Below are 26,226 nucleotides of genomic sequence, written 5' to 3' on the forward strand. Positions count from 1 at the left end.
TCAACAGAGTAGGATCGTGCCAATGCTTCGCGTTGGCACGATCAACATGACGCTTTAAACCGCATCCCTCGGCAACATCAACCCCAACGGCAGACGCACACGCGCTTCCAGGCCGCCTCCCGAACGATTTCTCAATTCCACATTGCCGCCATGCATGGCAGCGATGCGCTTGACGATGGCCAGTCCAAGCCCCGTGCCTTTGCCACTGCGCGCCCGGTCGCCACGGATGAAGGGGTTGAAGATGGTGTCCAGTTCAGAAGGATCGATACCGGCGCCACGGTCCAGCACGCTTAGCACGACGTAGGGCGCATTCCGGTCGCCCGAGACATAGGCGGCCACTTCGATGCCGTTGCCTGCATGGTGCCTGGCATTGCCGATCAGGTTGGTGAGCAGACGCTTCATGGAGACGCGACGCAGGGGGAACGGCGGAATCGGTTCCAGACACAAGCGGATGGTGTCTTCGGCGCTGTTGAACGGCTCAACCACCTCACGTACCAGATCACCCAGGTCGACTTCCTCGATTTGCTCGTCACGACCGTCGCGAATGAAGGCCAGGAACTGGTCGAGAATCGCGTCCATGTCCTCGATGTCGCGCACCATGCCATCGGTGAATTCGTTGTCGCTCATCAATTCCAGCGACAGCCGCAGCCGGGTCAGTGGTGTCCGCAGATCGTGGGACACGCCTGCCAGCATCAGTTCGCGCTCCTGCCCCGCCTGCTCGACATCCTCGGCCATCTGGTTGAAGGCTCGATACACCTCGGCCATTTCACTCGGCGTGTCACTGATCGGCAGCCGCACGCTGCGCCCCTGCCCCAGCTGTCGAGCCGCAAAGACCAGTCGCTTGAGGGGCTGATTGAGCTGGCGCACGAAGATCCACGCGGACGCTGTGGACAGCAGGCCAATGGCGAGGAACCAGCCCAGCACGCTCCAGATCTTCTGGCCACGCAGCGGATGCGGATACAGCGGCACCTTCAGCCACCCGTCGCCCAGACTCGGCGCTCGCACCCACAGCGCGGGCGGCGCATGCACACGCAAGCGCACTTCGGTGTCGGCACCCAGTTCAGCCTGCATCTGCCGCTGGTAGATCTCACTGTAAGGCCAGTGCTGCTCGCCTTCCGGCACTCCGCCGCCCACCACACGAATCAGACCGGCCGCTTCGGCAATCGCTTCCCGGTCGTTTTCATCGGCCGCCCAATACGCACGCAGGGTCAGGGCGACACCGTGGCTGTACTGCCTGTCGACCAGCACGTCCTCGTTCATCAGCAGGTAGACCAGCGTCAGCGCCTTGGAAAACAGCACGACGATGAGCACCAGCCACAGGGTGCGGGAGAAAAAGCTTTGCGGGAACCAGAGCGGAGTCTTCATAACTGCAGCTACACACTTTGCAGGGCGAGCCTGGGCTCGCAAGTTTGCCGAACGCGGGACAGACCCGAGGTACGAACGCAAAAAACCAGCTGGCCGATAATCCGTGCAGGATTATCGACGTGGCTGGCAGGATCTTCGGTGTTCTGTTCTGACAAACGAGCTGTCAGCGATTTCCGGCACCATCTGGAACGAATACATAGCCTACGCCCCAGACCGTCTGGATATAACGGGGTTTGGAAGGATCCGGTTCGATCAGGCGACGCAGACGGGAAATCTGTACGTCGATGGAGCGTTCCAGTGCATCCCATTCCCGGCCACGGGCCAGATTCATCAGCTTGTCACGGGTCAACGGCTCGCGAGCGTGCATGACCAGCGCCTTGAGGACCGCGAACTCGCCGGTCGTCAGCATGTGCACTTCATCACCGCGCTTGAGCTCGCGGGTCGCCAGCGACAGTACATAGTCACCGAAGCTGACCGACTCGTCTTCACTGCCGGGCGCGCCAGGCACCGGTGCAGCCTGACGGCGCAGGACAGCCTTGACGCGGGCCATCAGCTCGTCCGGGTTGAACGGCTTGGCCAGATAATCGTCGGCGCCCAGTTCGAGGCCCTTGATACGGCTCAACTCATCGCCCTTGGCGGTGAGCATGATGATCGGCACCTGGTTGTTCGCTGCACGCAAACGACGGCAAGCGGAAAGGCCATCTTCCCCAGGCAGCATCAAGTCCAGAACAACAAGGTTGAAGACCTCGCGGGACAACAGTCGGTCCATTTGCTCCACGTTCGCCACGGCGCGGGCACGATAGCCCTTGCTGGTGAAGAAACGTTCCAGGAGGCTGCTCAGCCCGGGATCGTCATCGACGATCAGGATTTTTTCGCCTTCAGCATTTTGTGCGGTGCTGCTCATCGGATGCTCCTTTGATCTCGGGGCGCATTATGGCGTAGCTGCGGTGATGCGCACCGTGTGCATTGTTAGCAGATTTTACTGGGGGCCACACTTAAGCGTTCTTAATAGGAGGCAAAAAGGTCGCGCTCGTCGGCCGATGCCCTAATCCGGCGTCGCCGGGTATAATGCGCCGCCCTCAAAGTCAGGCAACACCAGACTTATGGCAGTTCGCCAGCCGTGCAAATAAACCTCGACGCGCCAGGCGCTGGCAAGGCAAACCGTAAAAGCCCAGTTTTTTGCTCACAACTCCAGGTGGTCTTATGGACAGCATCAACAGCCGCATCGCCGAAGAACTCGGCGTACGCCCACAACAGGTCGCAGCGGCCGTAGCACTACTGGATGAAGGCTCGACAGTGCCCTTCATTTCCCGCTACCGCAAGGAAGTGACCGGCAGCCTCGATGACACGCAGCTGCGTCATCTGGAAGAGCGCCTGCGCTACCTGCGCGAGCTGGACGACCGGCGTGTCAGCATCCTTGCAAGCATTGAAGAGCAGGGCAAACTGACCCCGGAACTGGCCCGCGACATCAAGCTGGCCGACACCAAGACCCGCCTTGAAGACTTGTACCTGCCGTACAAGCAGAAACGCCGCACCAAAGGCCAGATCGCCCTCGAAGCCGGTCTGGGCGAGCTGGCCGATGGCCTGTTCAACGACCCGAGCCTGACACCCGAGACCGAAGCCGCCCGCTTCGTCGACGCCGAAAAAGGCGTAGCCGATATAAAAGCCGCGCTGGAAGGTGCCAAATACATTCTGATGGAGCGTTTCGCCGAAGACGCTTCCCTGCTCGACAAACTGCGCGGCTTCCTGAAGCAGGAAGCCGTGATCAGCGCGCGCGTTGTACCCGGCAAAGAAGAAGAAGGCGCCAAGTTCCGCGACTACTTCGAACACGACGAACCACTCAAAAGCATGCCTTCACACCGCGCCCTGGCGATTTTTCGTGGCCGCAATGAAGGCTTTCTCAGTTCCGCGCTGAAAGTCGGCGAAGAGCTGCCGGGCACCATGCATCCTTGCGAGCTGATGATCGGCGAGCGTTTCGGCATCCAGAACCAAAGCCGTCCTGCCGACAAGTGGCTGGCCGAGGTGGTGCGCTGGACCTGGAAGGTCAAGCTTTACAGCCACCTGGAAACCGACCTGCTGGGCGAGTTGCGCGACGGCGCCGAGACCGAAGCGATCAACGTGTTCGCGCATAACCTGCACGACCTGCTGCTGGCCGCACCGGCCGGTCAGCGCGCCACGCTGGGCCTCGATCCTGGCTTGCGGACCGGTTGCAAGGTTGCGGTGGTAGACGCCACCGGCAAGCTGCTCGACTACGCCACCGTTTACCCGCATGTGCCCAAGAACCAATGGGACCAGACCATCGCCGTGCTGGCAGCCTTGTGCGCCAAGCATTCGGTCGATCTGATCGCCATCGGCAACGGCACTGCCAGCCGCGAAACCGACAAACTGGCGGCCGACCTGATCAAAAAATACCCAGGTCTGAAAATGACCAAGGTCATGGTTTCCGAAGCCGGCGCATCCGTTTATTCGGCATCGGAGCTGGCGGCCAAGGAATTCCCGGACCTGGACGTGTCGATTCGTGGCGCAGTGTCCATTGCCCGTCGCCTGCAGGATCCGCTGGCAGAACTGGTGAAGATCGATCCGAAGTCCATCGGCGTCGGCCAGTACCAGCATGACGTTTCTCAACTGAAACTGGCACGCGGGCTGGATGCGGTGGTGGAAGACTGCGTGAACGCCGTGGGCGTGGACGTGAATACCGCTTCCGTCGCCCTGCTGGCGCGCATTTCCGGTCTGAACACGACGCTGGCGCAGAACATCGTTGCTCACCGCGACGAGAACGGCGCGTTCAAAACCCGCGCGGCGCTCAAGAAAGTGGCTCGTCTCGGCGAGAAGACGTTCGAACAGGCCGCAGGCTTCCTGCGCGTCATGAGCGGCGACAACCCGCTGGACTCCTCGGCCGTTCACCCGGAAGCCTACCCGTTGGTGCAGCGCATCGCGGCGGAAACCGACCGTGATATCCGTTCGCTGATCGGCGATGCCAGCTTTCTCAAGCGTCTGGACCCGAAGAAATTCACCGACGAGACCTTCGGTTTGCCGACCGTGACCGACATTCTGCAGGAGCTCGAAAAGCCGGGTCGCGACCCACGCCCCGAGTTCAAGACTGCCGAGTTTCAGGACGGTGTCGAAGACCTCAAGGACCTGCAACTGGGCATGATCCTCGAAGGCGTGGTCACCAACGTCACCAACTTCGGTGCATTCGTCGACATCGGCGTGCATCAGGACGGTCTGGTGCACATCTCTGCGCTGTCGGAGAAGTTCATCAAGGACCCGCGTGAAGCGGTCAAGGCCGGCGACGTGGTGAAAGTGAAGGTCATGGAAGTCGACATCCCGCGCAAACGCGTCGGCCTGTCGATGCGCATGAGCGACACGCCGGGCGAGAAAATCGACGGTGCCCGTGGCGCACGTCCAGGCTCGTCGCCGCGCCAGCAAAACAGCGCACCACGCAAGGAAACCACCACCGCTGCCCCCGTCAACAACGCCATGGCCTCGCTGTTCGCCAACGCCAAGCAGTTGAAGAAGCGCTGATGGATATTCCTGAAGACCTGACCCACAGCGCCTTTTTCAAGATGCTGGGCTGTGAGCTGCGGCGTCTGGACGAAGGCATCGCCGAAGTTGCGTTGCCGCTGGAGGCGCACCTGCGCAATCGCGGCAATGTGATGCACGGTGGGGCAATCTTCAGCCTGGTGGACATCAGCATGGGGCTGGCCTGTTCCAGCTCCCACGGCTTCGATCAGCGCAGCGTGACCATCGAATGCAAGATCAACTACGTGCGCGGTGTGTCCGAAGGCGAGGTGCTGTGCATCGCCAAAGTACTGCACGCCGGACGTCGCACGCTGGTGGTGGAAGCTGAAGTCGTTCAGGGCGACAAGCTCGTGGCCAAGGCTCAAGGCACGTTCGCCGTCATCTAGACTTCAATGAACACGGGACGAACGTGATCGCTGAGAACGGAATCTAGCTGTAGACGACCGATTTGGGTTAATTTCGGCACCATTAGCGTGGTGCCGAGTCCATTTGGTGGTACGACGAAGAGCCGTGATTGCGAACAGGTGTCAAAAGACCCCAACCAGGCGAAAACGCCAGTTCCTTTCTTCACCCTTGTAGACCGTCATGTCCACCCCCATATCGGGGCGACCGATGCGTGAAGGATTCCACCTTGAGCGAACTTTTAAACCGTCGTCTGGCTTTGCTCGGCGAGCGCAACAACCTCTCTCTGCTGGAGCAGTGCCTGCACGGTATCGAGCGTGAATGCCTGCGTGTGACCGAACAGGCACACCTGGCGCAGACGCCTCATCCGACCGCTCTGGGCGCGGCTTTGACCAATGGACTGATCACCACCGACTATTCAGAGTCGCTGCTGGAGTTCATCACCCCGGCGCTCAAAGACCCGGTGCAGACCCTCGACAGCCTCGACAGGATCCATCGCTTCGCCTACAGCAAGCTGGACCGCGAGCTGCTGTGGAGCCCGTCCATGCCTTGCCCGCTGCCGGACGAAGAACATATACCGATTGCCTATTACGGCAACTCGAACATCGGCAAGCTCAAATATGTGTACCGCAAGGGCCTGGCCCTGCGTTATGGCAAGACCATGCAGTGCATCGCAGGCATTCATTACAACTTCTCGCTGCCTGAAGACGCCTGGGCGTTGTTGAAGCAGACCGAAGATTTTGCCGGTGACGCGCGTGACTACCAGTCGCACTCCTACATCGCGCTGATTCGTAACTTCCGACGCTACAGCTGGCTGCTGATGTACCTGTTCGGTGCCTCACCGGCGCTGGATGCAGGCTTCCTGCGCGGCCAACCGCACATGCTCGAACAGTTCGACGGCGACACGCTGTACCTGCCGTATGCGACCAGCCTGCGCATGAGCGATCTGGGCTACCAGAGCAACGCTCAGGCCGATCTGACACCGTGCTACAACGATCTGGTCAGCTACACCGACAGCCTGCGCAAGGCCGTTGCCACGCCCTATGCGCCTTATGTCGAAACCGGCACGCACGACGCCAACGGCGAATGGGTGCAGCTCAACACCAACGTGCTGCAGATCGAGAACGAGTACTACTCCAACATCCGTCCCAAGCGTGTGACCTACACGGGCGAGCGTCCGATTCAGGCGCTAATGTCGCGTGGCGTACAGTACGTTGAAGTCCGTTGCCTGGACATCAACCCGTTTCTGCCGACCGGCATCAGCCTGGAGCAGTCGCGCTTCATCGACGCCTTCGTGCTGTATTGCGCCCTTGAAGAAAGCCCGCAACTGGCTGACCACGAGTGTTCGAATGCAGGCTCCAACTTCCTGACCGTGGTCAAGGAAGGACGTCGCCCTGATCTGGAACTGCTGCGCAACAACGACCCGATCAAACTGAAAGACTGGGCCAACGAACTGCTGCAGAAGATCACACCGATTGCGCAGTTGCTCGACGAAGCCCAGGGCACTGACGAGCATCTGAAGTCGATGGCGGTGCAGCACGCGAAGGTGGCCGATTCATCACTGACGCCGTCGGCGCAGGTGCTGGAAAGCATGAGGGCGCACAACGAAGGCTTCACCGGGTTCTCGTTGCGCCAGAGCCAGCTTCACGCCGAATACTTCCGCAATCACCCGCTGACAGCCGAAGAGCAGGCGCACTTCGAAGAACTGGCGAAAACCTCGATCGTCGAACAGACCGAACTGGAAGCGACCGAAGAAGTGGTGGATTTCGACACCTTCGTCGGGTCGTATCAGGCGAGTATTCTGGCAATCAGTAACTGAGGCTGCAGCCGACTTGATCGTGCCCATCGCTCTCGAATGTGGCACACATCTGCGCCACATTCGAGAGCGGACGCGGAGCATCCTGGGCGGCATTCCCACGCAGAGCGCTCATCGTTATACACGAGTCTGCCTCGACACTGATCGTGCCCATCGCTCCGCGTGGGCATGCATCCCGTGACGCTCCGCGTCACAAATGGCACAGATTGCGGATTCAGTGAGCCGAGCGCATGACGTAGATAACGCTGGAGCTTGTCCACGCATCTGCGCCACCTTCGAGAGCGGACGCGGAGCGTCCTGGGAGGCATTCCCACGCAGAGCGTAGGAACGATCATCATCGTATTCCTCCAAGAGGACTTGTGTATAACGATGAGCGCGTGTGAACGATCATCATCGCTTTGTGATGGCGTAACTGCGGAATGGGACGCCGATCATTACGCTTGCCAACGACTCAAATCGCCTTCTCGAATATCTTCGAATTACGCTGGTAGTTATATAACGACGCACGCGCGCTAGGCAGGCGGTCGACGCTGCTTGGCTCGAAACCACGCTCGCGGAACCAGTGCGCGGTACGGGTCGTCAGCACGAACAACGTCGTAAGCCCCAGTGCGCGGGCGCGGTTTTCGATGCGTTCGAGCAACTCGTCACCACGGCCGCCATGCCGGTACTCGGGATTGACCGCCAGACACGCCAGCTCGCCTGCCTGAGAATCGGCAATCGGATACAGCGCCGCACAGGCGATGATCAGCCCTTCGCGCTCGACCACGCTGAACTGGGTGATTTCGCGCTCCAGCACTTCGCGCGAACGACGCACCAGAATGCCCTGCTCTTCCAGCGGCGTGATCAGGTCCATCAAGCCGCCCACGTCTTCAATCGCCGCCTCGCGAACCAGTTCGAACTGCTCCTGGGCCACCAGCGTACCGCCACCGTCGCGGGTGAACAGTTCGGTCAGCAGCGAGCCGTTTTCGGCGTAGCTGACGATATGACTGCGACCCACGCCGCCACGGCAGGCCTCGGCCGCTGCATCGAGCAGTTCCGCCTGATAGTTGCTGCCCAGGCGCTGCAAATGCGCAGGCACCTGCTGCGGACGCAATTCGCGCACCAGCCGGCCGTGCTCGTCCAGCAAGCCTGTTTCAGCGCCGAACAGCAGCAGCTTGTCGGCCGCCAGGTCGATGGCCGCGCGAGTCGCCACGTCTTCACACGCCAGGTTGAAAATCTCGCCGGTCGGCGAATAGCCCAGCGGCGACAGCAAGACGATATGACGTTCATCCAGCAAGCGGTTGATACCCTTGCGGTCGACCCTGCGCACTTCGCCGGTGTGCTGGTAATCGACACCTTCCAGCACGCCGATCGGACGCGCTGTCACCACATTGCCGCTGGTGACCCGCAGACGCGAGCCCTGCATAGGCGAGGCAGCCATGTCCATCGACAGGCGCGCCTCGATGGCGATGCGCAGCTGGCCGACAGCGTCGATCACGCATTCAAGGGTTTCGGTATCGGTAATACGCATGTCGCGATGAAAGCGCGGGGTGATGCCGCGCTGCGCCAGACGGCTTTCGATCTGCGGACGCGAGCCGTGGACCAGCACCAGCCGCACACCCAGGCTGTGCAGCAGCACCAGGTCGTGGACGATGTTGCCGAAGTTCGGATGCGCGACGCCGTCACCGGGTAGCATGACGACGAAGGTGCAGTCGCGGTGGGCATTGATATAGGGAGACGCATGGCGAAGCCAGTTAACGTATTCGGGCATGACAGCAAGAGCCTGTAGAAAAAATGGACGAAGGGCAGAAACACGCACAACGCTGGGCGGTTATCGTCGGAACAGGCTTGGCAACACGCGCACTCTCCTTTTCAAGGTTATCCGATCCGCCTCACTGCGGGGTCAGGCAATAATGTTCGATCAACTGGCGTAACAGATGCACTGTAGGCTCCAGGCGTGACATTTCGAGGTATTCCCCCGGTTGATGCGCACAGGCAATGTCGCCCGGCCCCAGCACCAGTGTCTCGCAGCCAAGGCGCTGAAGATAAGGCGCTTCGGTGCCAAATGCTACCGCAGCCGCCGTATGACCGGTCAGTCGTTCAGCGACACGCACCAGTTCTGCATCAGCGGCCTGTTCAAAAGGGGCGCACTCCGGGAACAGCGGGGCGTAATCGATCTTCACCTGATGCATTTCGGCGAGCGGTTGCAGCTTCTGACGGATCGCCGAGCGCAGCACATCCGGGTCCATGCCGGGCAGCGGACGCAAATCGAACTCAAGGGAACACTGGCCGCAGATCCGGTTGGGGTTGTCACCGCCGTGGATGCAGCCCAGGTTCAGCGTCGGCTGCGGTACGGTGAACTGAGGATTGCGGTATTCGAGCTGCCATTGCTTGCGCAGCCCCTTGAGCTCACTGATGGCGTCATGCATGGCCTCCAGCGCGCTGTGGCCCAGACTCGGGTCGGACGAGTGGCCGCTGCGACCGAGAATATCGATGCGCTCCATCATCACGCCTTTGTGCATGCGGATCGGCTTGAGCCCGGTCGGCTCGCCGATCACTGCGGCACGGCCCAGCGGGCGACCTGCGTCGGCCAGCGCCCGCGCACCGGCCATGGAGCTTTCTTCGTCGCAGGTTGCGAGGATCAGCAACGGTTGCTTGAACGGCTGATCCAGCAGGCCGCGCACGGCTTCGATCACAAGCGCGAAAAAACCTTTCATGTCACAACTGCCCAGACCGACCCAGCGCCCGTCCACTTCGGTGAGCTTCAGGGGATCAGTTTTCCACAAGGCCTCGTCGAACGGAACGGTGTCGCTGTGCCCGGCCAGTACCAGACCGCCAGGGCCTGTGCCGAAGGTCGCCAGCAGATTGAACTTGCCGGGCGACACTTGTTGTATGTCGCAGGCGAACCCCAGATCGCCGAGCCATCCGGCCAGCAGGTCGATGACAGGACGATTGGACTGGTCCAGGGAAGGCTGGGTGCAGCTTACCGACGGCGCAGCGATCAAGGCTGCAAACTGGTCTTTCATGGACGGCAAGGGCATGGGCGCTTCCTGTATTCGGGTCGAAACACGCCCCATCATAGGGTCATAACGACCCAGGAATAAACCGTTACGGGCCATGTCCTGTACACTGCCGCCCTCAGCAGCCATTCAGTCACGGGCTGCGCTCCCGATATCAGCTCAAGCGTTTGGATTCCCCCGGCCATGCAAAAAGAAACAGAAATCAAACTCCGCGTCAGCCGCGAGACCCTCGCTGCACTGCGTGAACACCCGTTGCTCAAGAAGCGCAACAAAAGTGGCTGGGAGCGCCTCGAGCTGTCGAACCAGTATTTCGATACGCCCGAGCGTGAGCTGGCCCACGCCAAGGTTGCCCTGCGCATCCGCCGCGACGGCGATCAGATCATTCAGACCATGAAAACCCGTGGTCAGAGCGTGGCCGGTCTGTCCGAGCGCAATGAGTACAACTGGGACCTGCCCAAGGCCAAGCTGGACCTCAAGAAGCTGGAAGGCGATTGCTGGCCCGAGCAACTGGCCGAGCTGGACAAGAAAACCATCAAGCCGCTGTTCACCACCGATTTCGTGCGCGAGAAAGCTGAAATCGCCTGGGGCCGTGGCAAGGCCAAGGTCGTGATCGAAGCCGCGCTGGATCTGGGCCAGGTGGTGGCGGGCAAGCAGAAGGAAGAAATCTGCGAGCTGGAGCTTGAGCTGCGTGAAGGCGAGCCTGCTGCGTTGCTGGAACTGGCTGCCGAACTGGCGGCAACCCTGCCGTTGATGCCCTGCGACATCAGCAAGGCAGAGCGCGGCTATCGCCTGCTCGACGCCAGCAGCTACTCGCTGAGCCTCGCGGCGCCTGAACTGACGGCAGAAACGCCGCTGGATGACGCTTACTCGGCACTGGCCTGGCATCTGCTCGGCAGCAGCCAGCGTCTGGCCGAGCAGTACCGTTTCAACGGCCACTGGCGTTTGCTGCAGGACTGGGTCGAACTGCTCGCCGAACTGCGTGCACTGACCAGCAGCCTTGGCCAAGCCGCACCACGCGCATCGACCGCTCAACTGCGTACGGCGCTGGACGCCTTGCTGGAAGACTGGCGTCCGCTGGTGTTGGCCGGTCAGGAAGACGGCGACGTGCGCGCTGCCGCTCACGAGCAGTTCCTTGAAGAGCTGCAGGACACCCGTTGGGGCGAGTTCTCGCTGAACACCTCGCGGTGGTTGCTGGAACGCAGCTGGACCACGGATCGCAACAACCGTGGCAACCGTCAGGGCGCCGCGCTGCTGGCCAGCTGGCTGCCACGCTTGCTGGCCGACGAAGCCACCTCGCTGCAATTGGGTCGGTATCAGCAGCAGCCGGAAGATCTGGCCGAACAGCTGCCCCGCATCGAGCGCATCCAGTCCTGGCTGCACTGGGCACGTGGTGCGCTGGACCTGCCGGACCTTGATCGTCTGTATGGCGAGCTGAGAAAACTGGAAGAACTGGCTCATCAAGACATCAGCGACGAAGTGCTGGACGCTCGCGTGCATCAGGCACTGACCGTGTTCCAGGGTCGCGCCTGGAAGACCCTGTTGCGTTTGTAACAGCGCGCACGCTGCGGACTGTGACGCAGAGCGTCACGGGCTGCATGCCCGCGCAGAGCGTGGGCACGATCAATCTCCACAACACTGATCGTGCCGCACGCTCTGCGTGGGAATGCCTCTCAGGACGCTCTGCGTCCGCTCGTGAGATGATGCAAAGCATCGTACTCACCGCAACGGCAAGCTCGTCGTAGACTTGATTTCCGACAACGCCACGGTCGAATTCACCTCTTGAATCCCCGGCACCAGCGACAGTTTCTCGAAGAAAAACCGCTCGTACGCCTCGATGTCGGGCGTCACGATGCGCAGCAGAAAATCCACTGACCCCATCAGTACATAGCACTCCAGCACCTCAGGAAACCCGCGAATCGAGTCGGTGAATTCGGTGAAGTTGGAGCGCCCGTGCGCATTGAGTTTCACCTCGGCGAATATCTGCGTGTTCAGACCGATCTTCTTGCGATCCAGCAAAGCGACCTGCCGTCGAATCACACCTTCGTCCTTGAGCCGCTGAATGCGACGCCAGCAGGGCGACTGCGACAATCCGACCTGCTCGGCGATCTGCGCGCTGGACAGCGATGCATCCTCCTGGAGCAGGGCAAGAATCCTGCGATCATAGGCATCCAGCTCGACAGACATAAACAATTCTCCAGAAGCATCAATCACGCATTAACAAGTCAAAACAAGCGTAATTCATTCCATCATGGACCAGATATTTCTTTTTGCGCGTGCAAGAATTTCTCTCAATCGCACAGGAGAAACCGGCATGCCCACGCTCGAAACCGTTCTCACCCCTGCACACCGCCCCGACAGTTGGTCGTCCGCCAGCCATACCTGCTGTGTGCGCTATCAGATCCTCGCCGAGGCAGAACCCGCGCTGTTGTGCCAGGTGCTGAACCTGTTCGCGATGCAGTACCTGACGCCCTGCCACATCGAGGTGACACGTGAGAACGGGCTGCTGGCCATCGACGTGCAGGTCGACGGATTGAGCTGGCACCGGGCAGGCGTCATTGGCGAAAAAATGCGCAATCTGATCGATGTATTCTCGATCGAACTGACACATAGCGAATCGCTACAGCCCTCGGAAACCTTCGTCGCGCTGGCTGCTGGTTGAGTCCATGACTACCGTTTGGAAATTCCCGGTCGCATAGAAGGCCCAACACTGGCACGCTTGGCAGCTAGTCTTGTTCATCTTCCGATGATGAACTGCCTCAAGGAGCGTGCATGGCATCCCTGGCCCCGTCTTCACAGGATCGCTGGCTCGATCTGAACGATGTACTCCGTGATCTGGTCGCCCAAGGCTTGCTCAGTCAGGACGACGCAGAAACAGCGGTCACCCAGCGGCGCAGCGCCGCGAACATTCAGCTGCATCCGCTGGCCTTTCTGGCCAGCCAGCAGTTCGATGACCTGAAACGTCCCGGCAAGAAGCTCGACCTCGAAACGCTGACCGCCTGGCTGGCGAACGCCTGTGGCCAGCCCTACATGCGCATCGACCCGCTGAAGATCAACGTCGCGGCCGTCACGCCGCTGATGTCTTACGCCTTCGCCCAGCGCCACAAGATCCTGGCCGTGGCCGTTGATCGCGAATCGGTGACCATCGCCAGTTCGCAGCCTTATGTGCGCGCATGGGAAGCCGATCTGGAGCACGTGCTGAAGCTGCAGATCAAACGCGTGGTCGCCAACCCGATAGACATCCAGCGCGTCGGGGTGGAGTTCTTCAGGCTGGCGAAATCGGTCAGCGGCGCCAGCGCCACCGAACAGAAAGTCAGCAACATGGGCAACTTCGAACAGCTGCTCAAGCTCGGCGCCAGCGATCAGGAACCCGATGCCAACGACGCGCACATCGTCAACATCGTCGACTGGCTGTTCCAGTACGCATTCCAGCAGCGCGCCAGCGATATCCACATCGAACCCCGACGCGAACAGGGCACGGTGCGCTTTCGCATCGACGGGGTGCTGCACAACGTTTACCAGTTTCCGCCGCAGGTGGTCATGGCGATTGTCAGCCGCCTGAAGAGCCTGGGACGGATGAACGTTGCCGAAAAACGCAAGCCGCAGGACGGCCGGGTGAAGACCACGACCCCGGAGGGTGGCGAGGTGGAGTTGCGTCTGTCGACGCTGCCCACGGCGTTCGGCGAAAAGATGGTGATGCGGATCTTCGACCCCGAGGTGCTGCTCAAGGACTTCGATCAGTTGGGCTTCTCAAGCGATGACCTGCGGCGCTGGCAGGAAATGACCCGCCAGCCGAACGGCATCATTCTGGTGACCGGCCCGACCGGTTCCGGCAAGACCACGACGCTGTACACCACACTCAAGAAGCTGGCGACCTCGGAGGTCAACCTCTGCACCATCGAAGACCCGATCGAGATGGTGGAGCCGGCGTTCAATCAAATGCAGGTCCAGCACAACATTGACCTGAATTTCGCCAGCGGCGTGCGCGCGCTGATGCGACAGGACCCGGATATCATCATGATCGGCGAGATTCGCGACCTGGAAACTGCCGAAATGGCAATTCAGGCAGCGCTGACCGGTCACCTGGTGCTGTCGACCCTGCACACCAACGACGCGCCCAGCGCCATCAGCCGGATGCTGGAGCTCGGCGTGCCACACTATTTGCTCAAGGCGACGATCCTGGGTGTCATGGCCCAGCGTCTGGTGCGCACCCTGTGCCCGCACTGCAAGGCGCCGATCAACCTGAACGAGACCGACTGGCAGACCCTGACACGCCCCTGGCAGGCGCCGGTGCCGTCCGGCGCGCATCAGGCCGTGGGTTGCGTGGAATGCCGGGATACCGGCTACAGAGGCCGTGCGGGGGTGTACGAGATCATGGTGATGTCGGATGCGGTGAAGTCACTGATCAGCGCGGACCTGGACCTCACGGCCATGCGCAGGCAGGCCTTCAAGGAAGGCACGCGCAGCCTGCGTCTGTCCGGTGCCCAGAAAGTGTCTGCCGGATTGACTACGCTTGAAGAGGTGCTGCGCGTGACGCCACAAAGCGAACAGCGCTGAAAGCGTGAAGCCGCGACGCCTGGGACGGAACTGGCAGGGCACGCGGCGGCTAAAGTGAACAAGCTGGTACACATTGATTGAACTAGTACGTGACTTTGGCTATCCAACCCGTCAGAACAACCACAGTTGGAGTACCTCACCATGCGTCTCAAGTTTGCTGTCGCCACCGTTGCCTTGCTTTCCATCCCGATGGGTTCAGCGATGGCTGACACCTTTTGGCGTAACGTGATTTCCTCGGGTGCCACCACTGGCTCGACTTACCTGACTTTCAAGGATCACAAGCTGATCGTTGCCGCTCAGGACGACGCAGGCAGCTTCGTTGCCAGCGACGGCGGTATCCGTGGCCCGTTTCTGGAAGCTGCCATCCAGCAGGTTCGTCAGGACAATCCGGGTCTGAAGGCTACCGACATGGAACTGGCCAACGCGATTCTGGACAAGAATCTGGTTGCCGAAAACCAGTAATTGCCCTCATAAAAAATGCCGCTCGATTGAGCGGCATTTTTTTGTCCGGTGTTTACTCGCCAATGGCGCTCTTGTATCCGTCAGCATCCAGCAGCTTGGCCAGATCGCCTGTCGCATCGACCGGCTTGAGCTTGAAGATCCAGGCGTTGTAAGGCTCGCCATTCAAGCTCTCAGGCGAGTCGCCCAGCGATTCATTCACAGCGATCACTTCGCCTGCAACCGGCGAGTAGATATCGGAGGCGGCCTTGACCGACTCGACGACGCCTGCAGCATCACCGGCAGCGAAGGTTTTGCCGATTTCCGGCAACTCGACGAAAACGACATCGCCCAACGCTTCCTGTGCGTGATCCGAAATACCGACTGTTACGGTGCCATCAGCTTCCAGATGCGCCCATTCATGGCTTTCGGCGAAACGCAGTTCGGCGGGAATATTGCTCATTTAGTCATCCTCAACATCGGGGTCAGCGGAAAACCCGCCAGATTAGGTTAGATCAGGGCTTTGCCATGACGCACAAACGCTGGCTGCACGACCCTCACCGGGTACCACTTGCCGCGGATTTCGACCTCGGCGCGGTCAGCGGTGGCCATCGGAACGCGTGCCAGAGCAATCGACTTGCTTAGCGTAGGAGAGAAACTACCACTGGTTATCTCACCTTCGCCAATTTCTGCGATGCGTACCACCTGCCGGGCGCGCAACACACCGCGCTCTTCAAGCACCAGTCCGACCAGCTTGGAGGCGATGCCTGCGGCTCGCTCGGCCTCAAGCGCCTGACGTCCGATAAAATCACGTTCGGCCGGCTCCCACGCAATGCTCCAGGCCATGTTCGACACCAGCGGCGAAGCGTTTTCGTCGATATCCTGACCGTACAGGTTCATGCCAGCCTCGAGGCGAAGGGTATCGCGCGCGCCCAGGCCAATCGGGGAAATACCGGCACCGACCAGATCATTGAAGAAACCCGGAGCCTGCTCGGCAGGCAACATGATTTCCAGTCCGTCTTCGCCGGTGTAGCCGGTGCGGGCGATGAACCAGTCAGCGTTGTCATGGCCTTCGAAAGGTTTGAGCTGGCGAATCAGATCGGCACGGGCACTGGAGACCAGCTCGGCGATTCTGTTTCGGGCCTGCGGACCCTGAATCGCCAGCATGGCCATCTCGCTGCGCTCGACCAGTTGTACGTCGAACCCCTCCAGCCGGGACTGCATCCAGGCGAAGTCCTTGGCGCCGGTCGCCGCATTGACGACCAGCCGATAACCGCTGGTCGTGAGGTAGACGATCATGTCATCGATGATGCCGCCATGATTGTCCAGCATGGCGCTGTACAGGGCCCGACCCTGCGTCTTGAGCCTGTCGACGTCATTGGCCAGCAGGTAACGCAGCCAGGCCTTGGCCTGACTGCCACGCACATCGATCACGTTCATATGCGAGACATCGAAGACCCCACAGTCGCGACGCACCTGATGGTGTTCCTCGACCTGCGATCCGTAATGCAACGGCATGTCCCAGCCACCAAAATCGACCATCTTCGCGCCGAGCGCGAGGTGCAGGTCAAAGAGTGGGGTACGCTGTCCCATGGGTTTCTCCTTCCGGGCGTGGCGAAGGTGCGGGCAGACACATCACGGCAAGCCCCCCGCTAAGTCGGGGTTTGCAACCAATAAAGCGTGTCGAATTGTCTGACAGACCGCACCAATTGCGGCGCATTGTAGCCGCAAGGTGATGGCCCCGCACCTAGCTAATCTGACGGGCAGAGCGGCGAATCAGCCCGATGACGGGCAACAGGCCGACCAGCACCAGCGTCAGGGCGGGCAATGCAGCGCGCGCCCACTCGCCCTCACTGGTCATCTCGAAAATGCGCACGGCCAGCGTATCCCAGCCAAAGGGGCGCATCAGAAGGGTTGCCGGCATTTCCTTGAGCACGTCAACGAACACCAGCAGTGCAGCACTCAGCGCGCCGGGAACCAGCAATGGCAGATACACGTTGAGAAACAACTTCGGTCCACTGACACCCAGACTGCGTGCTGCTTCAGGCAGCGAAGGACGGATACGCGAGAGACTGTTTTCCAGTGGACCGAAGGCCACAGCCATGAAACGCACCAGATACGCCAGCAGCAACGCAGACAGACTGCCCAGCAGCAGTGGCTTGCCCGCCCCGCCAAGCCAGCCCGACAGAGGGATGACCAGTTCGCGGTCCAGGTAACTGAACGCCAGCATGATCGACACCGCCAGCACCGACCCCGGCAACGCGTAGCCGAGATTGGCCAGGCTCACGCCCGAACGGATCGCAGGTGTGGGCGCCATGCGGCGTGCGAAAGCCAGCACCAGCGCGGCGCTGACCGTAATCAACGCAGCCATGCCGCCCAGATACAGGGTATGCAGGATCAGACCGATGTACCGTTCGTCCAGATCGAAGCGGCCCCGCTGCCAGACCCAGACCACCAGTTGCAGCACAGGCACGACAAACGCGCAGAGAAACACCAGCCCACACCAGAACGTCGCAGCCAGTGCCTTGAGACCGCGCAGGTGATAAAGCGCCTTGCCTCGCGGGCGCTCGTTGGTCGCACGGCTCGCGCCTCTCGCACGACGTTCGCCATACAGCAGGATCAGCACCACCAACAACAGCAGGCTGGCCAGCTGCGCCGCGCTGGAAAGGCTGAAGAACCCGTACCAGGTCTTGTAGATGGCGGTGGTGAAGGTGTCGAAGTTGAACACTGACACGGCTCCGAAATCCGCCAGTGTTTCCATCAGCGCGAGCGCCACACCCGCACCAATGGCCGGGCGTGCCATCGGCAGGGCCACGCGCCAGAAGGCCTGAAACGGCGATTGTCCAAGCACACGGGCCGCCTCCATCAGGCCTTTGCCCTGCGCCAGAAACGCCGTGCGTGCCAGCAGGTAGACGTAGGGATAGAACACCAGCACCAGAACGATGATCACCCCGCCCGTGGAGCGCACCCGGGGCAGCCGCAGGCCGCTGCCAAACCATTCGCGCATCAGCGTCTGCACCGGGCCGGAAAAGTCCAGCAGACCGACGAAGACGAAGGCGAGCACATAGGCCGGAATCGCAAAAGGCAGCATCAACGCCCAGTCGAGCCAGCGCCGTCCCGGAAACTCGCACAGACTGGTCAGCCACGCCAGGCTCACACCCAGCAACGTCACACCCACACCGACGCCAACGACCAGAATCAAGGTGTTACCCAACAGACGAGGCATCTGGGTGTCGAGCAGGTGTGACCAGATCTGCTGATCGATGCTTTGCCAGGAAAGCAGCAACACGCTCAGCGGCAACAGCACCAGCGCGGCGATGGCAAAGACCAGTGGATACCAGCGGCGTTGGACAGGATGGGCCAAGGGGTTCTCGATGACTAAAGCGCTAGAGCTGATTGAATGCTTAACCCTGTGGGAGGCGGCTTGCCGGCGATGCGTTTCCCGAAGCGCCATATCAGCGACTGGACTGACGCCATCGCCGGCAAGCCGCCTCCCACAGTGCAATTTTTAGTGATCGTGCCCACGCTCCGCGTCACATTCGAGAGCGGACGCGGAGCGTCCTGAGCGGCATTACCACGCGGAGTGAACGATCAGAGGTCGCGTATTAAATCAATTCCAGCCCGCGCGATCCATCATGCGAATGGCTTCTGCCTGACGCTTGCCCGCCACCTCGACAGGAATGGTATCGGCCTTGAACTCGCCCCAGCTCGCCACTTCATCGGACGGCGCCACTTTAGGGTTGGCCGGGAATTCCTGGTTCACGCTGGAGAAGATCTTCTGCGCCTCAGGGCCGGTCATCCATTCAACCAGCGCCTTGGCGGCGTCCGGGTGTGGCGCGTATTGGGTCAGACCAATACCCGACAGGTTGACGTGCACGCCACGGTCGGCCTGGTTCGGCCAGAACAGCTTCACTGCCAGATCCGGGTTCTGCTTGTGCAGACGGCCGTAGTAGTAGGTGTTGACGATACCCACGTCGCACTGCCCGGCATTGATTGCTTCAAGCACGGCGATGTCGTCGGAGAACACGTCGGTGGAAAGGTTGTTGACCCAGCCCTTGAGAATCTTCTCGGACGCTTCGGCACCGTGGGTCTCGATCAGCGTGGCGGTCAGCGACTGGTTGTAGACCTTCTTGGCCGTGCGCAGGCACAGACGGCCTTCCCAGTTCTTGTCGGCAAGCGCTTCGTAGGTCGTCAGTTCAGCGGGCTTCACACGGTCCGTCGAGTAGGCAATGGTCCGCGCCCGCAGACTCAAGCCGGTCCATCCATGGGTGGACGAGCGATATTGCGGCGGAATGTTGGCCTCGATGACCGGAGAAGTGAACGGCTGGAGGATGCCCATCTGCTCGGCCTGCCAGAGGTTGCCTGCATCGACGGTGAGCAGCAGGTCGGCGGTCGCGTTCTCACCCTCGGCCTTGATGCGCTGCATCAGCGGCGCTTCCTTGTCGGTGATGAACTTGATCTTCACGCCCGTCTTGGCGGTGTAGGCATCGAACACCGGTTTGATCAGCTCGTCGATGCGGGAGGAATACACCACCACTTCGTCGGCTGCCTGAGCGGTGCCGCCCAGCAGAGTCAGTGTCAGAGCAGCCAGAAGACGCTTGCTTGCCTGCATGAAGGTATCTCGCGTTCGCAAATGAGGCGAAATGGTAGTGAATCCCATTTGCTATCTCAATCGAAGAGGCGCTGGAGGCGTTACTGGATGTTGCAGACAGAACGCGTTTGGAAGACTGATCGTGCCCATGTTCCGTGCTCGTCGTTATACACAAGTCCTCCTGGAGGAATACGATGATGATCGTTCCTACGCTCTGCGTGGGAATGCCTCCCAGGACGCTCCGCGTCCGCTCTCGAATGTGGCGCAGATGTGTGCCCAAGCTCCAGCGTTATCCACGTCATGCGCTCGGCTTACTGAATCCCCAGCCTGTGCCATTTGTGACGCGGAGCGTCACGGGAGGCATACCCACGCGGAGCGATGGGCACGATCAGTATCGAGACGGACTTGTGTATAACGATGAGCGATGGAGCGGGAGCGATCCGCCAAGACCTTACAACCTCGCCAGCTCCGGCAAATCCCCCGACAATCCCAGCGCCTCGCGGACGAACAGTGCCTTGGCTTCCGGCAGCTTGTTGACCACCTTGAGCCCGGTGTTGCGTAGCCAGCGCAGTGGCAGTGGATCGGCCTGAAACAGACGCTCAAAGCCTTCCATCGCGGCCATCAGCGCCAGGTTGTGCGGCATGCGGCGGCGCTCGTAGCGACCCAGCACGCGCACGTCCGACAGCAACTCGCCACGTGCGGCTGCATGAGTCAGCACTTCGGCCAGCACGGCGGCGTCGAGAAAACCGAGGTTCACGCCCTGCCCGGCCAGCGGGTGAATGGTGTGCGCCGCGTCGCCGATCAGGGCAAGGCCTTTGGCGACGTAGCGTTTGGCGTGGCGCTGACGCAGTGGGACGCACAAACGTGCATCAACCGCCAGCACCTGCCCCAAACGCTCCTCAAATGCCTGTTCAAGCTCCTTGCAGAACACTTCATCGTCTACCGCCATCAGCCGCTCGGACTCGGCCGGCGTCACCGACCAGACAATCGAGCTCCAATGCTCGCCTTCGCGATTGAGCGGCAGAAATGCCAGCGGCCCTTCGTCGGTGAAACGCTGCCAGGCGGTCTTTCTGTTCGGTTCGGCCGTGCGCACGCTGGTCACGATTGCGTTGTGCAGGTAATCCCATTCGCGGGTCGGCGTGCCGGTCAAACGGCGCACGGCGGAGTTCGCGCCATCTGCAGCCACGACCAGGGGAGCGCGTAGCTTGTGGCCGTCAGACAGGGTCAGCAGCCAGTCATCGCCGGAATAGCGCATCTGCTCCAGCCGTGCGTTGGCCAGCAGACCGATATCGCTGTCATGCAGGCGGTCGAGCAGTGCGTCCTGAACCACACGGTTTTCGACGATGTGACCGAGCACATCGGCGTGCACGCTGGAGGCAGAGAAGTGGATCTGCCCGGTGCCGCTGCCGTCCCACACATGCATGTGGCTGTAGGGGCTGACGCGCCGTCCGGCGATGCCTTCCCACACATCGAGGCGCTGCAGAATCCGCTGACTGGCCGCCGACAGGGCACTGACCCGCGGCTCGAACGTGGAGTCCGCGTCGAACGGCTTGACGCTCATTGCTCCGCCATCGACCACGATGACGTCCAGGCCACTGCCTTGAAGGGCCAGCGCAAGGGCGCTGCCGACCATGCCGGCACCGACGATCAGCACATCTGCACGCGTTTCCATGTTCACACCGTTCCCGCTTGCGGCCGCAGCCGTGTTGAAAGTGCCTGGCTCAGACATCGGTTCGTGTCCCCAGACCCATCGCCTGACGGGCAAACCAGCGCTTGGCGGTGGGCAGCAGATCCAGCCCCAGCAGACCAAGGTTGCGACCTGTGGTCACCGCCGACTGCGTGCTGCCGAACAGGCGCGTCACCTTGTCACTGAAACCCACGGTCAATTGCTGATCGGCACGTTGACGTTCGCGGTAGATCTGCAGCGTAGCCAGATCACCCAGCGCCGCGTCGCTGTCGAGCAGCGTCTCAGCGAGCGCATCGGCATCGCGCAACGACAGGTTGAAACCCTGCCCGGCAATCGGGTGCAGGCTGTGCGCGGCGTTGCCGAGAATCACCAGATGCGAGCGCACCTGCTCTTCGGCTTCCACCAGCGCCAGCGGATACACATGCCGCGCGCCGACCTGACGCAAGGTGCCAAGGCGGTAGCCGAACACGCCCTGCAGCTCTTCCAGAAAACTGCGGTCGTCCAGCTCGGCGAGACGCTGGGTGTCATTGCCACGACGCGTCCAGACCAATGCGCAACGATTGTCCGGCAATGGCAGCAGGGCCATCGGGCCGTCATCGGTAAAGCGTTCGAACGCATGACCGCAGTGAGCTTCGCTCGGTGTGATGTTGGCGATCAACGCGCTCTGATCGTAGGGCGTCTGCCGTACACCGATGCCCAATTGCTCGCGCAGACTGGAGCGGCCGCCGTCAGCCAGCACAGCGAGGTCGCATTCCAGTTCGGTTTCGTCGGCCAGCGTCAGGCGATAACCGTCCGCCAGCGGCTGCATGCTGCGCACCTCGGCGGGCACGCGCCAGCTGACGACGTCACGGTCCAGCCCGGCCCACAGGCACTGCCCCAGCCAAGCGTTTTCAACCACGTAACCGAGTGCAGGCACGCCTTCCTCGATGGCCGACAGACGCGTCGCGCCGAAGCGGCCACGGTCGGACACCTGAATCTGCAGAATCGGCTCGGCCCGGCGCGAGATCTGCTGCCAGACGCCAAGATGCTCATAAATACGACGCGCCCCAAACGACAGCGCCGAGGAGCGGGCGTCATAGCTGGGCTGATACGTTTCGCCCGGCGCGAACGGTTCGATCAGAACAATCTTCCAGCCACGTGCCCTGGCGCCTGCCTGCAATGCAAGCGCAAGGCTCGCGCCGACCAGTCCGCCACCGACGATGGCTATGTTGAAACGGCTCATGCTGCCTGAACCCGTGAGGCGGCCATCAGTGCTTCGATCTCGGCCACTGTCTTGGGCACGTCGCCGGAAAGCACTTCACAGCCTTTCTTGGTTACCACCACGTCGTCCTCGATACGCACGCCGATACCTCGCCATTTCTTTGCGACATTCAGATTGTCAGGAGACACGTAAATGCCGGGTTCCACGGTCAGCGCCATGCCGACTTCCAGCACGCGCCATTCTCCGCCGACCTTGTATTCGCCCACATCGTGCACGTCCATGCCCAGCCAGTGTCCGGCCCGGTGCATGTAGAACGCCTTGTAGGCTTCGTCTTCAATCAACCGGTTCACGTCGCCCTGCAACAGACCCAGCTCGACAAGCCCGGCGGTAATTACCTGGACCGTCGCTTCATGCGCCTGGTTCCAGTGCTTGCCCGGACCGATGGCCTCGAAGGCCGCGTACTGGGATTTGAGCACCAGTTCGTAGATGGCCTTCTGTTCCGTCGAGAACGTGCCACTGACCGGAAAAGTGCGCGTGATGTCGCTGGCGTAACAGTCGATTTCGCAACCGGCGTCGATCAGCACCAGATCGCCGTCCTTGAGGGCCGCGTCGTTCTGCTGGTAATGCAGGATGCAGGCGTTGCGGCCCGAGGCGACGATAGAACCGTAGGCGGGCATCTTCGCGCCGCCCTTGCGGAATTCGTAATCCAGCTCGGCTTCAAGGCTGAACTCATGCAGCCCGGCCCGGCAGGCCTGCATGGCTCGCACGTGAGCACGCGCAGAAATCTGCGCGGCACTGCGCATCACCTTGATCTCGGCGGCCGACTTGTACAGGCGCATGTCATGCAGCAGATGATCCAGCGCGACAAATTCGTTGGGCGGCTGTGCGCCCAGGTGCGCCTTGGAGCGGATCACGTTGATCCACTCCATCAGATGACGATCGAACTCAGGGTTGCTGCCCATCGCCGAGTACACCCGGTCTCGGCCTTCGATCAGCCCTGGCAGGATGTCGTCGATATCGCTGATCGGAAACGCATCGTCCGCGCCGAAATCACGAATCGCGCCTTCCTGCCCGGCACGCAGACCTTCCCACAGCTCGCGCTCGGCATTGCGTTCACGGCAGAACAGCACGTACTCGCCATACTCACGACCCGGAATCAGCACGACCACGGCTTCCGGTTCGGGAAATCCGCTCAGGTACTGGAAATCGCTGTCCTGACGATAGACGTGCTCGACATCACGATTGCGAATCGCCACAGCCGCAGCCGGCAGAATCGCAATGCTGTTGGGCTCCATCTGGGCCATCAGGGCTTTGCGTCGGCGGGCGTATTCGGCCTTGGGTATATGGATCATCGGCAACGTATGTCCTGATGGCGCGCATCGGTCGAAGCCTTGGGCATCAACCGATACGCAATGATGGGCAATCAGTGCAGGGAAGGCTTGGGTTCCGGCGTGGCGGGCTTGTTGCACTCGGTGAACAGCAGCAGCGGCGCAACACGCAGGTATTCCATGACTTCCATGTAATCGGTTTCGCCGTCCTCGGACTCTTCCAGCGCGTCTTGAACCTGTGCGATGGCGGCCAGATCCTGCAGAACTTCGGTTGCCTCGATGCTCAGCACCTTGTCACCCGCTGCCAGACCGAAGCCCGACAGGAAGCCCTGGCACCACTGACCCAGCGCCGCAGCACGGTCGGCCAACGGCTCGTCGTCGCCCGGCAGCAACAGCACGACGGTCATGTCGTCGCTGGTGAGCTCGCCCTTGACCATTTCCTGCAGGCCGATCAGCGCCTGGCGGACGTTGTCTTCCGGCTCGGTTTCGAGCAGCACAGAGGCGTCGGCAAACCAGCCTTCGTTGTCGAAGCCTGCGCCCGCGCAGCTGCGGCCCAGCAGCAGGCCATGAAGTTCAGCGGGAGAAACCGGATGGCCACTGCCGTTGAGCAGGGTGGCGAATGCTTTGTACGGAGAATTCTGAATGGGCATGGGTAGCTAGTCGCCAAACGGCGCAATGTCTAGAATGAAGGCCTTGTATCCTAGACTATCCGCGCGCCAAGATCATCAACGCGACGGTTTGGGCTTGAGCGTGAACACGACACCCCTGCCATTCATCAGAAAGTACTCAGTGGAAAACAATGGAAGACACCGACCTGCAAGCGCTGATGAAACGAGTGGAGCTGCTGCTCAGGCACGCCGAGCAACTTAAATCCCAAAACGCACTCCTATTAGCTCAGGAAAAGTCCTGGCGCGAGGAACGCGCCCACCTCATTGAAAAGAACGAAATCGCCCGGCAGAAGGTCGAGTCAATGATTTCGCGCCTCAAAGCTTTGGAGCAAGACTCATGAGTAATGGCAACAGCGTGACCGTTCAGATCCTCGACAAGGAATATTCCATCATCTGCCCTCAGGAAGAGCGCACCAATCTGGTCAGCGCTGCCCGCTACCTGGATGGAAAGATGCGTGAAATCCGTAGCAGCGGCAAAGTCATCGGTGCCGACCGCATCGCAGTAATGGCCGCTCTGAATATCACTCACGACCTGCTGCACAAGCAGGATCTGCCTGACGTACAGGCCAGCGGCTCGACCCGTGAACAGGTTCGCGATCTGCTCGACAAGGTCGATCTGGTGCTCGCCACCGACACGCCCGGCACACCGGATTCAACACGGGGCTGATTATTTCGGGGCATTTCTGTATACTTGCGCCGCTCCCTGGAGTGCTTGCCAGTCGGTCATGTCCCTGAGCCGATACGCACAACCACGGGGGTTGCACGTTGGGGTTGGTGTGCATGTCCGCTCGACGGAAAGCCTTAAAACCTCCTGCAATCTCCACCTTGAACTTTCGGGTTCAAGGGCTACACCGACAGCGGTTCGTCGGGGAGTCCTCATTCAATCCATTGCCAGCCCAACTGCCTGGCAATGACGATCCCGCCTTGATACGCACCTCAAGGATCAATCTTCCGGATCAGCCTGCATGACCTCTCGCTCATGACCAGCGCACCTTCACTCTCACGCCCGCAATTGCGCCGCCAACTGCGCAAGGCCCGTCGATCCCTGACCCGCAGCCAGCAACGTGAAGCCGCCCGCGGCCTCTATCGGCAACTGGCGCAGCATCCCTTGTTCCGACGCGCCCGACATGTCTCGCTGTACCTGCCCATGGATGGCGAGATCGATCCCCGCCTGTTGCTGCGTGCAGCACAGCGGCGCGGCAAGGCGACGTACCTGCCGGTTCTCAATGCCTGGCCAAGAACCCGCATGGTCTTTCAGCGCGTGCGACCCGGCGAGAAATTCAAACCCAACCGCTTTCGCATCCCCGAGCCGCGTATCAATCGCGCAAAGCAGCGCAGGATCTGGGCACTCGATCTGGTGCTGATGCCGCTGGTGGGGTTCGATGACGAAGGCGGACGCCTGGGCATGGGAGGCGGCTTCTATGACCGCAGCCTGGCGTACCGGGCGCGCAGAAGCACATGGCGCAAGCCGGTGCTGCTCGGGCTGGCGCATGAATGTCAGAAGGTGGAGCGATTGGCGCAGGCCAGCTGGGATGTCCCGTTGCAAGGTACGGTATCGGACAAGCGCTGGTATCTGGCTCAGGCACTCTGACCGGTCAGGCTTCGTGGCGAAGGCGTGTAGCGGTCAGAGCGAGACGGGGCGTATCGAGGGGGAG

General features: G+C 61.1%; 23 protein-coding genes and 1 other RNA gene. 11 read left to right on the forward strand and 13 right to left on the reverse strand.

Translation table 11 applies throughout. The features are described 5' to 3' along the window. Nucleotides 1–54: 54 nt before the first annotated feature. Together AC0IXS_RS13450 and ompR are read right to left on the reverse strand one after the other, a co-directional pair. On the reverse strand, nucleotides 55–1,365 hold the full coding sequence (locus AC0IXS_RS13450; RefSeq protein ID WP_025996695.1) for an ATP-binding protein: 1,311 nt from the start codon (nucleotides 1,363–1,365) through the stop codon (nucleotides 55–57). Between the two features lie 163 nt (nucleotides 1,366–1,528). Beyond that, the gene (gene ompR, locus AC0IXS_RS13455) at nucleotides 1,529–2,269 is read right to left on the reverse strand and encodes an osmolarity response regulator transcription factor OmpR (protein WP_004880573.1); all 741 of its coding nucleotides are present in this window, start codon (nucleotides 2,267–2,269) and stop codon (nucleotides 1,529–1,531) included. Nucleotides 2,270–2,568: 299 nt separating this feature from the next. Here ompR and AC0IXS_RS13460 point away from each other — a divergent pair, with 299 nt between their 5' ends. The 3 genes from AC0IXS_RS13460 (at nucleotide 2,569) to gshA (ending at nucleotide 7,108) form a co-directional block, all read left to right on the forward strand. Next, nucleotides 2,569–4,890 carry a Tex family protein gene (locus AC0IXS_RS13460; protein WP_043306735.1) on the forward strand — a complete coding sequence of 774 codons (2,322 nt, stop codon included), beginning with the start codon at nucleotides 2,569–2,571 and terminating at the stop codon, nucleotides 4,888–4,890. Further along, on the forward strand, nucleotides 4,890–5,273 hold the full coding sequence (locus AC0IXS_RS13465) for a PaaI family thioesterase (RefSeq protein ID WP_057409579.1): 384 nt from the start codon (nucleotides 4,890–4,892) through the stop codon (nucleotides 5,271–5,273). The genes AC0IXS_RS13460 and AC0IXS_RS13465 overlap by 1 nt, the downstream gene beginning before the upstream one ends. 245 nt (nucleotides 5,274–5,518) lie before the next feature. After that, on the forward strand, nucleotides 5,519–7,108 hold the full coding sequence (gene gshA / locus AC0IXS_RS13470) for a glutamate--cysteine ligase (RefSeq protein WP_057409578.1): 1,590 nt from the start codon (nucleotides 5,519–5,521) through the stop codon (nucleotides 7,106–7,108). Between the two features lie 448 nt (nucleotides 7,109–7,556). On the opposite strand, the gene argA is transcribed toward gshA, so the two are convergent. Further along, entirely contained in the window at nucleotides 7,557–8,855 is a 1,299-nt protein-coding gene (argA, locus tag AC0IXS_RS13475) for an amino-acid N-acetyltransferase (protein ID WP_025996699.1), read from the reverse strand. Nucleotides 8,856–8,976: 121 nt separating this feature from the next. Then, a complete protein-coding gene (gene argE / locus AC0IXS_RS13480) occupies nucleotides 8,977–10,125 on the reverse strand; it encodes an acetylornithine deacetylase (protein WP_122667925.1) in 1,149 nt (382 codons plus the stop codon). A 162-nt stretch (nucleotides 10,126–10,287) separates the two neighbouring features. Between argE and AC0IXS_RS13485 the strand changes: the two genes are divergently transcribed. Further along, entirely contained in the window at nucleotides 10,288–11,655 is a 1,368-nt protein-coding gene (locus AC0IXS_RS13485; RefSeq protein ID WP_122667926.1) for a CYTH domain-containing protein, read from the forward strand. 165 nt (nucleotides 11,656–11,820) lie between these two features. Here AC0IXS_RS13485 and AC0IXS_RS13490 read toward each other — a convergent pair whose 3' ends face one another. Continuing rightward, the gene (locus AC0IXS_RS13490; RefSeq protein ID WP_069142707.1) at nucleotides 11,821–12,288 is read right to left on the reverse strand and encodes an Lrp/AsnC family transcriptional regulator; all 468 of its coding nucleotides are present in this window, start codon (nucleotides 12,286–12,288) and stop codon (nucleotides 11,821–11,823) included. Nucleotides 12,289–12,415: 127 nt separating this feature from the next. Here AC0IXS_RS13490 and AC0IXS_RS13495 point away from each other — a divergent pair, with 127 nt between their 5' ends. The 3 genes from AC0IXS_RS13495 (at nucleotide 12,416) to AC0IXS_RS13505 (ending at nucleotide 15,120) form a co-directional block, all read left to right on the forward strand. Then, nucleotides 12,416–12,763: a hypothetical protein gene (locus tag AC0IXS_RS13495; protein WP_320470648.1), complete on the forward strand. Its 348-nt coding sequence runs from the start codon at nucleotides 12,416–12,418 to the stop codon at nucleotides 12,761–12,763. A 110-nt stretch (nucleotides 12,764–12,873) separates the two neighbouring features. Continuing rightward, nucleotides 12,874–14,658: a type IV pilus assembly ATPase TfpB gene (tfpB, locus tag AC0IXS_RS13500; protein ID WP_025996704.1), complete on the forward strand. Its 1,785-nt coding sequence runs from the start codon at nucleotides 12,874–12,876 to the stop codon at nucleotides 14,656–14,658. 141 nt (nucleotides 14,659–14,799) lie between these two features. After that, on the forward strand, nucleotides 14,800–15,120 hold the full coding sequence (locus tag AC0IXS_RS13505; RefSeq protein ID WP_004880598.1) for a DUF2388 domain-containing protein: 321 nt from the start codon (nucleotides 14,800–14,802) through the stop codon (nucleotides 15,118–15,120). 52 nt (nucleotides 15,121–15,172) lie between these two features. Here the strand turns inward: AC0IXS_RS13505 and gcvH are convergent, their stop codons facing one another. The 8 genes from gcvH to AC0IXS_RS13545 form a co-directional block, all read right to left on the reverse strand. After that, nucleotides 15,173–15,559, reverse strand: a complete 387-nt coding sequence (gene gcvH / locus AC0IXS_RS13510; protein WP_025996705.1) for a glycine cleavage system protein GcvH — start codon at nucleotides 15,557–15,559, stop codon at nucleotides 15,173–15,175. Between the two features lie 47 nt (nucleotides 15,560–15,606). Continuing rightward, entirely contained in the window at nucleotides 15,607–16,689 is a 1,083-nt protein-coding gene (gcvT, locus tag AC0IXS_RS13515; protein WP_320470647.1) for a glycine cleavage system aminomethyltransferase GcvT, read from the reverse strand. Nucleotides 16,690–16,843: 154 nt separating this feature from the next. Further along, a complete protein-coding gene (locus tag AC0IXS_RS13520; RefSeq protein WP_449121911.1) occupies nucleotides 16,844–18,460 on the reverse strand; it encodes an ABC transporter permease in 1,617 nt (538 codons plus the stop codon). A gap of 246 nt (nucleotides 18,461–18,706) precedes the next feature. Then, nucleotides 18,707–19,708 carry an extracellular solute-binding protein gene (locus AC0IXS_RS13525; protein ID WP_122690956.1) on the reverse strand — a complete coding sequence of 334 codons (1,002 nt, stop codon included), beginning with the start codon at nucleotides 19,706–19,708 and terminating at the stop codon, nucleotides 18,707–18,709. A 430-nt stretch (nucleotides 19,709–20,138) separates the two neighbouring features. Next, a complete protein-coding gene (locus tag AC0IXS_RS13530) occupies nucleotides 20,139–21,359 on the reverse strand; it encodes a 2-octaprenyl-3-methyl-6-methoxy-1,4-benzoquinol hydroxylase (protein WP_471824870.1) in 1,221 nt (406 codons plus the stop codon). A gap of 49 nt (nucleotides 21,360–21,408) precedes the next feature. Further along, nucleotides 21,409–22,596: a 2-octaprenyl-6-methoxyphenyl hydroxylase gene (gene ubiH, locus AC0IXS_RS13535; RefSeq protein ID WP_471824872.1), complete on the reverse strand. Its 1,188-nt coding sequence runs from the start codon at nucleotides 22,594–22,596 to the stop codon at nucleotides 21,409–21,411. Then, nucleotides 22,593–23,927: a Xaa-Pro aminopeptidase gene (gene pepP / locus AC0IXS_RS13540; RefSeq protein ID WP_057409970.1), complete on the reverse strand. Its 1,335-nt coding sequence runs from the start codon at nucleotides 23,925–23,927 to the stop codon at nucleotides 22,593–22,595. Before pepP ends, ubiH begins: the two co-directional genes overlap by 4 nt. A 71-nt stretch (nucleotides 23,928–23,998) precedes the next feature. After that, nucleotides 23,999–24,553: a YecA/YgfB family protein gene (locus tag AC0IXS_RS13545; RefSeq protein ID WP_004886783.1), complete on the reverse strand. Its 555-nt coding sequence runs from the start codon at nucleotides 24,551–24,553 to the stop codon at nucleotides 23,999–24,001. A 149-nt stretch (nucleotides 24,554–24,702) separates the two neighbouring features. Here AC0IXS_RS13545 and AC0IXS_RS13550 point away from each other — a divergent pair, with 149 nt between their 5' ends. From AC0IXS_RS13550 to AC0IXS_RS13565, 4 genes are all read left to right on the forward strand, one after another. Next, nucleotides 24,703–24,912, forward strand: coding sequence for a TIGR02449 family protein (locus AC0IXS_RS13550; RefSeq protein ID WP_004886787.1), 210 nt, complete (start codon nucleotides 24,703–24,705; stop codon nucleotides 24,910–24,912). Next, a complete protein-coding gene (locus AC0IXS_RS13555) occupies nucleotides 24,909–25,238 on the forward strand; it encodes a cell division protein ZapA (protein ID WP_004886792.1) in 330 nt (109 codons plus the stop codon). Before AC0IXS_RS13550 ends, AC0IXS_RS13555 begins: the two co-directional genes overlap by 4 nt. A gap of 30 nt (nucleotides 25,239–25,268) precedes the next feature. Further along, a non-coding RNA gene (ssrS, locus tag AC0IXS_RS13560) (6S RNA) lies at nucleotides 25,269–25,447 on the forward strand. Nucleotides 25,448–25,550: 103 nt separating this feature from the next. Beyond that, nucleotides 25,551–26,162, forward strand: coding sequence for a 5-formyltetrahydrofolate cyclo-ligase (locus AC0IXS_RS13565; RefSeq protein WP_004886795.1), 612 nt, complete (start codon nucleotides 25,551–25,553; stop codon nucleotides 26,160–26,162). Nucleotides 26,163–26,226: the final 64 nt, after the last annotated feature.

This window comes from Pseudomonas sp. AC016, assembly GCF_979253365.1.

What these genes read in the sequence shown, in the direction of transcription:
- AC0IXS_RS13460 (WP_043306735.1), top strand. Translation starts at nt 2,569, where the DNA reads ATGGACAGCATCAACAGCCGCATCGCCGAAGAACTCGGCGTACGCCCA.
- pepP (WP_057409970.1), bottom strand. Translation starts at nt 23,927, where the DNA reads ATGATCCATATACCCAAGGCCGAATACGCCCGCCGACGCAAAGCCCTG.
- argA (WP_025996699.1), bottom strand. Translation starts at nt 8,855, where the DNA reads ATGCCCGAATACGTTAACTGGCTTCGCCATGCGTCTCCCTATATCAAT.
- AC0IXS_RS13495 (WP_320470648.1), top strand. Translation starts at nt 12,416, where the DNA reads ATGCCCACGCTCGAAACCGTTCTCACCCCTGCACACCGCCCCGACAGT.
- gcvH (WP_025996705.1), bottom strand. Translation starts at nt 15,559, where the DNA reads ATGAGCAATATTCCCGCCGAACTGCGTTTCGCCGAAAGCCATGAATGG.
- AC0IXS_RS13555 (WP_004886792.1), top strand. Translation starts at nt 24,909, where the DNA reads ATGAGTAATGGCAACAGCGTGACCGTTCAGATCCTCGACAAGGAATAT.
- argE (WP_122667925.1), bottom strand. Translation starts at nt 10,125, where the DNA reads ATGCCCTTGCCGTCCATGAAAGACCAGTTTGCAGCCTTGATCGCTGCG.
- tfpB (WP_025996704.1), top strand. Translation starts at nt 12,874, where the DNA reads ATGGCATCCCTGGCCCCGTCTTCACAGGATCGCTGGCTCGATCTGAAC.
- AC0IXS_RS13530 (WP_471824870.1), bottom strand. Translation starts at nt 21,359, where the DNA reads ATGGAAACGCGTGCAGATGTGCTGATCGTCGGTGCCGGCATGGTCGGC.
- ubiH (WP_471824872.1), bottom strand. Translation starts at nt 22,596, where the DNA reads ATGAGCCGTTTCAACATAGCCATCGTCGGTGGCGGACTGGTCGGCGCG.
- ompR (WP_004880573.1), bottom strand. Translation starts at nt 2,269, where the DNA reads ATGAGCAGCACCGCACAAAATGCTGAAGGCGAAAAAATCCTGATCGTC.
- AC0IXS_RS13465 (WP_057409579.1), top strand. Translation starts at nt 4,890, where the DNA reads ATGGATATTCCTGAAGACCTGACCCACAGCGCCTTTTTCAAGATGCTG.
- AC0IXS_RS13525 (WP_122690956.1), bottom strand. Translation starts at nt 19,708, where the DNA reads ATGCAGGCAAGCAAGCGTCTTCTGGCTGCTCTGACACTGACTCTGCTG.
- AC0IXS_RS13490 (WP_069142707.1), bottom strand. Translation starts at nt 12,288, where the DNA reads ATGTCTGTCGAGCTGGATGCCTATGATCGCAGGATTCTTGCCCTGCTC.
- AC0IXS_RS13545 (WP_004886783.1), bottom strand. Translation starts at nt 24,553, where the DNA reads ATGCCCATTCAGAATTCTCCGTACAAAGCATTCGCCACCCTGCTCAAC.
- gcvT (WP_320470647.1), bottom strand. Translation starts at nt 16,689, where the DNA reads ATGGGACAGCGTACCCCACTCTTTGACCTGCACCTCGCGCTCGGCGCG.
- AC0IXS_RS13485 (WP_122667926.1), top strand. Translation starts at nt 10,288, where the DNA reads ATGCAAAAAGAAACAGAAATCAAACTCCGCGTCAGCCGCGAGACCCTC.
- AC0IXS_RS13550 (WP_004886787.1), top strand. Translation starts at nt 24,703, where the DNA reads ATGGAAGACACCGACCTGCAAGCGCTGATGAAACGAGTGGAGCTGCTG.
- AC0IXS_RS13450 (WP_025996695.1), bottom strand. Translation starts at nt 1,365, where the DNA reads ATGAAGACTCCGCTCTGGTTCCCGCAAAGCTTTTTCTCCCGCACCCTG.
- AC0IXS_RS13505 (WP_004880598.1), top strand. Translation starts at nt 14,800, where the DNA reads ATGCGTCTCAAGTTTGCTGTCGCCACCGTTGCCTTGCTTTCCATCCCG.
- AC0IXS_RS13565 (WP_004886795.1), top strand. Translation starts at nt 25,551, where the DNA reads ATGACCAGCGCACCTTCACTCTCACGCCCGCAATTGCGCCGCCAACTG.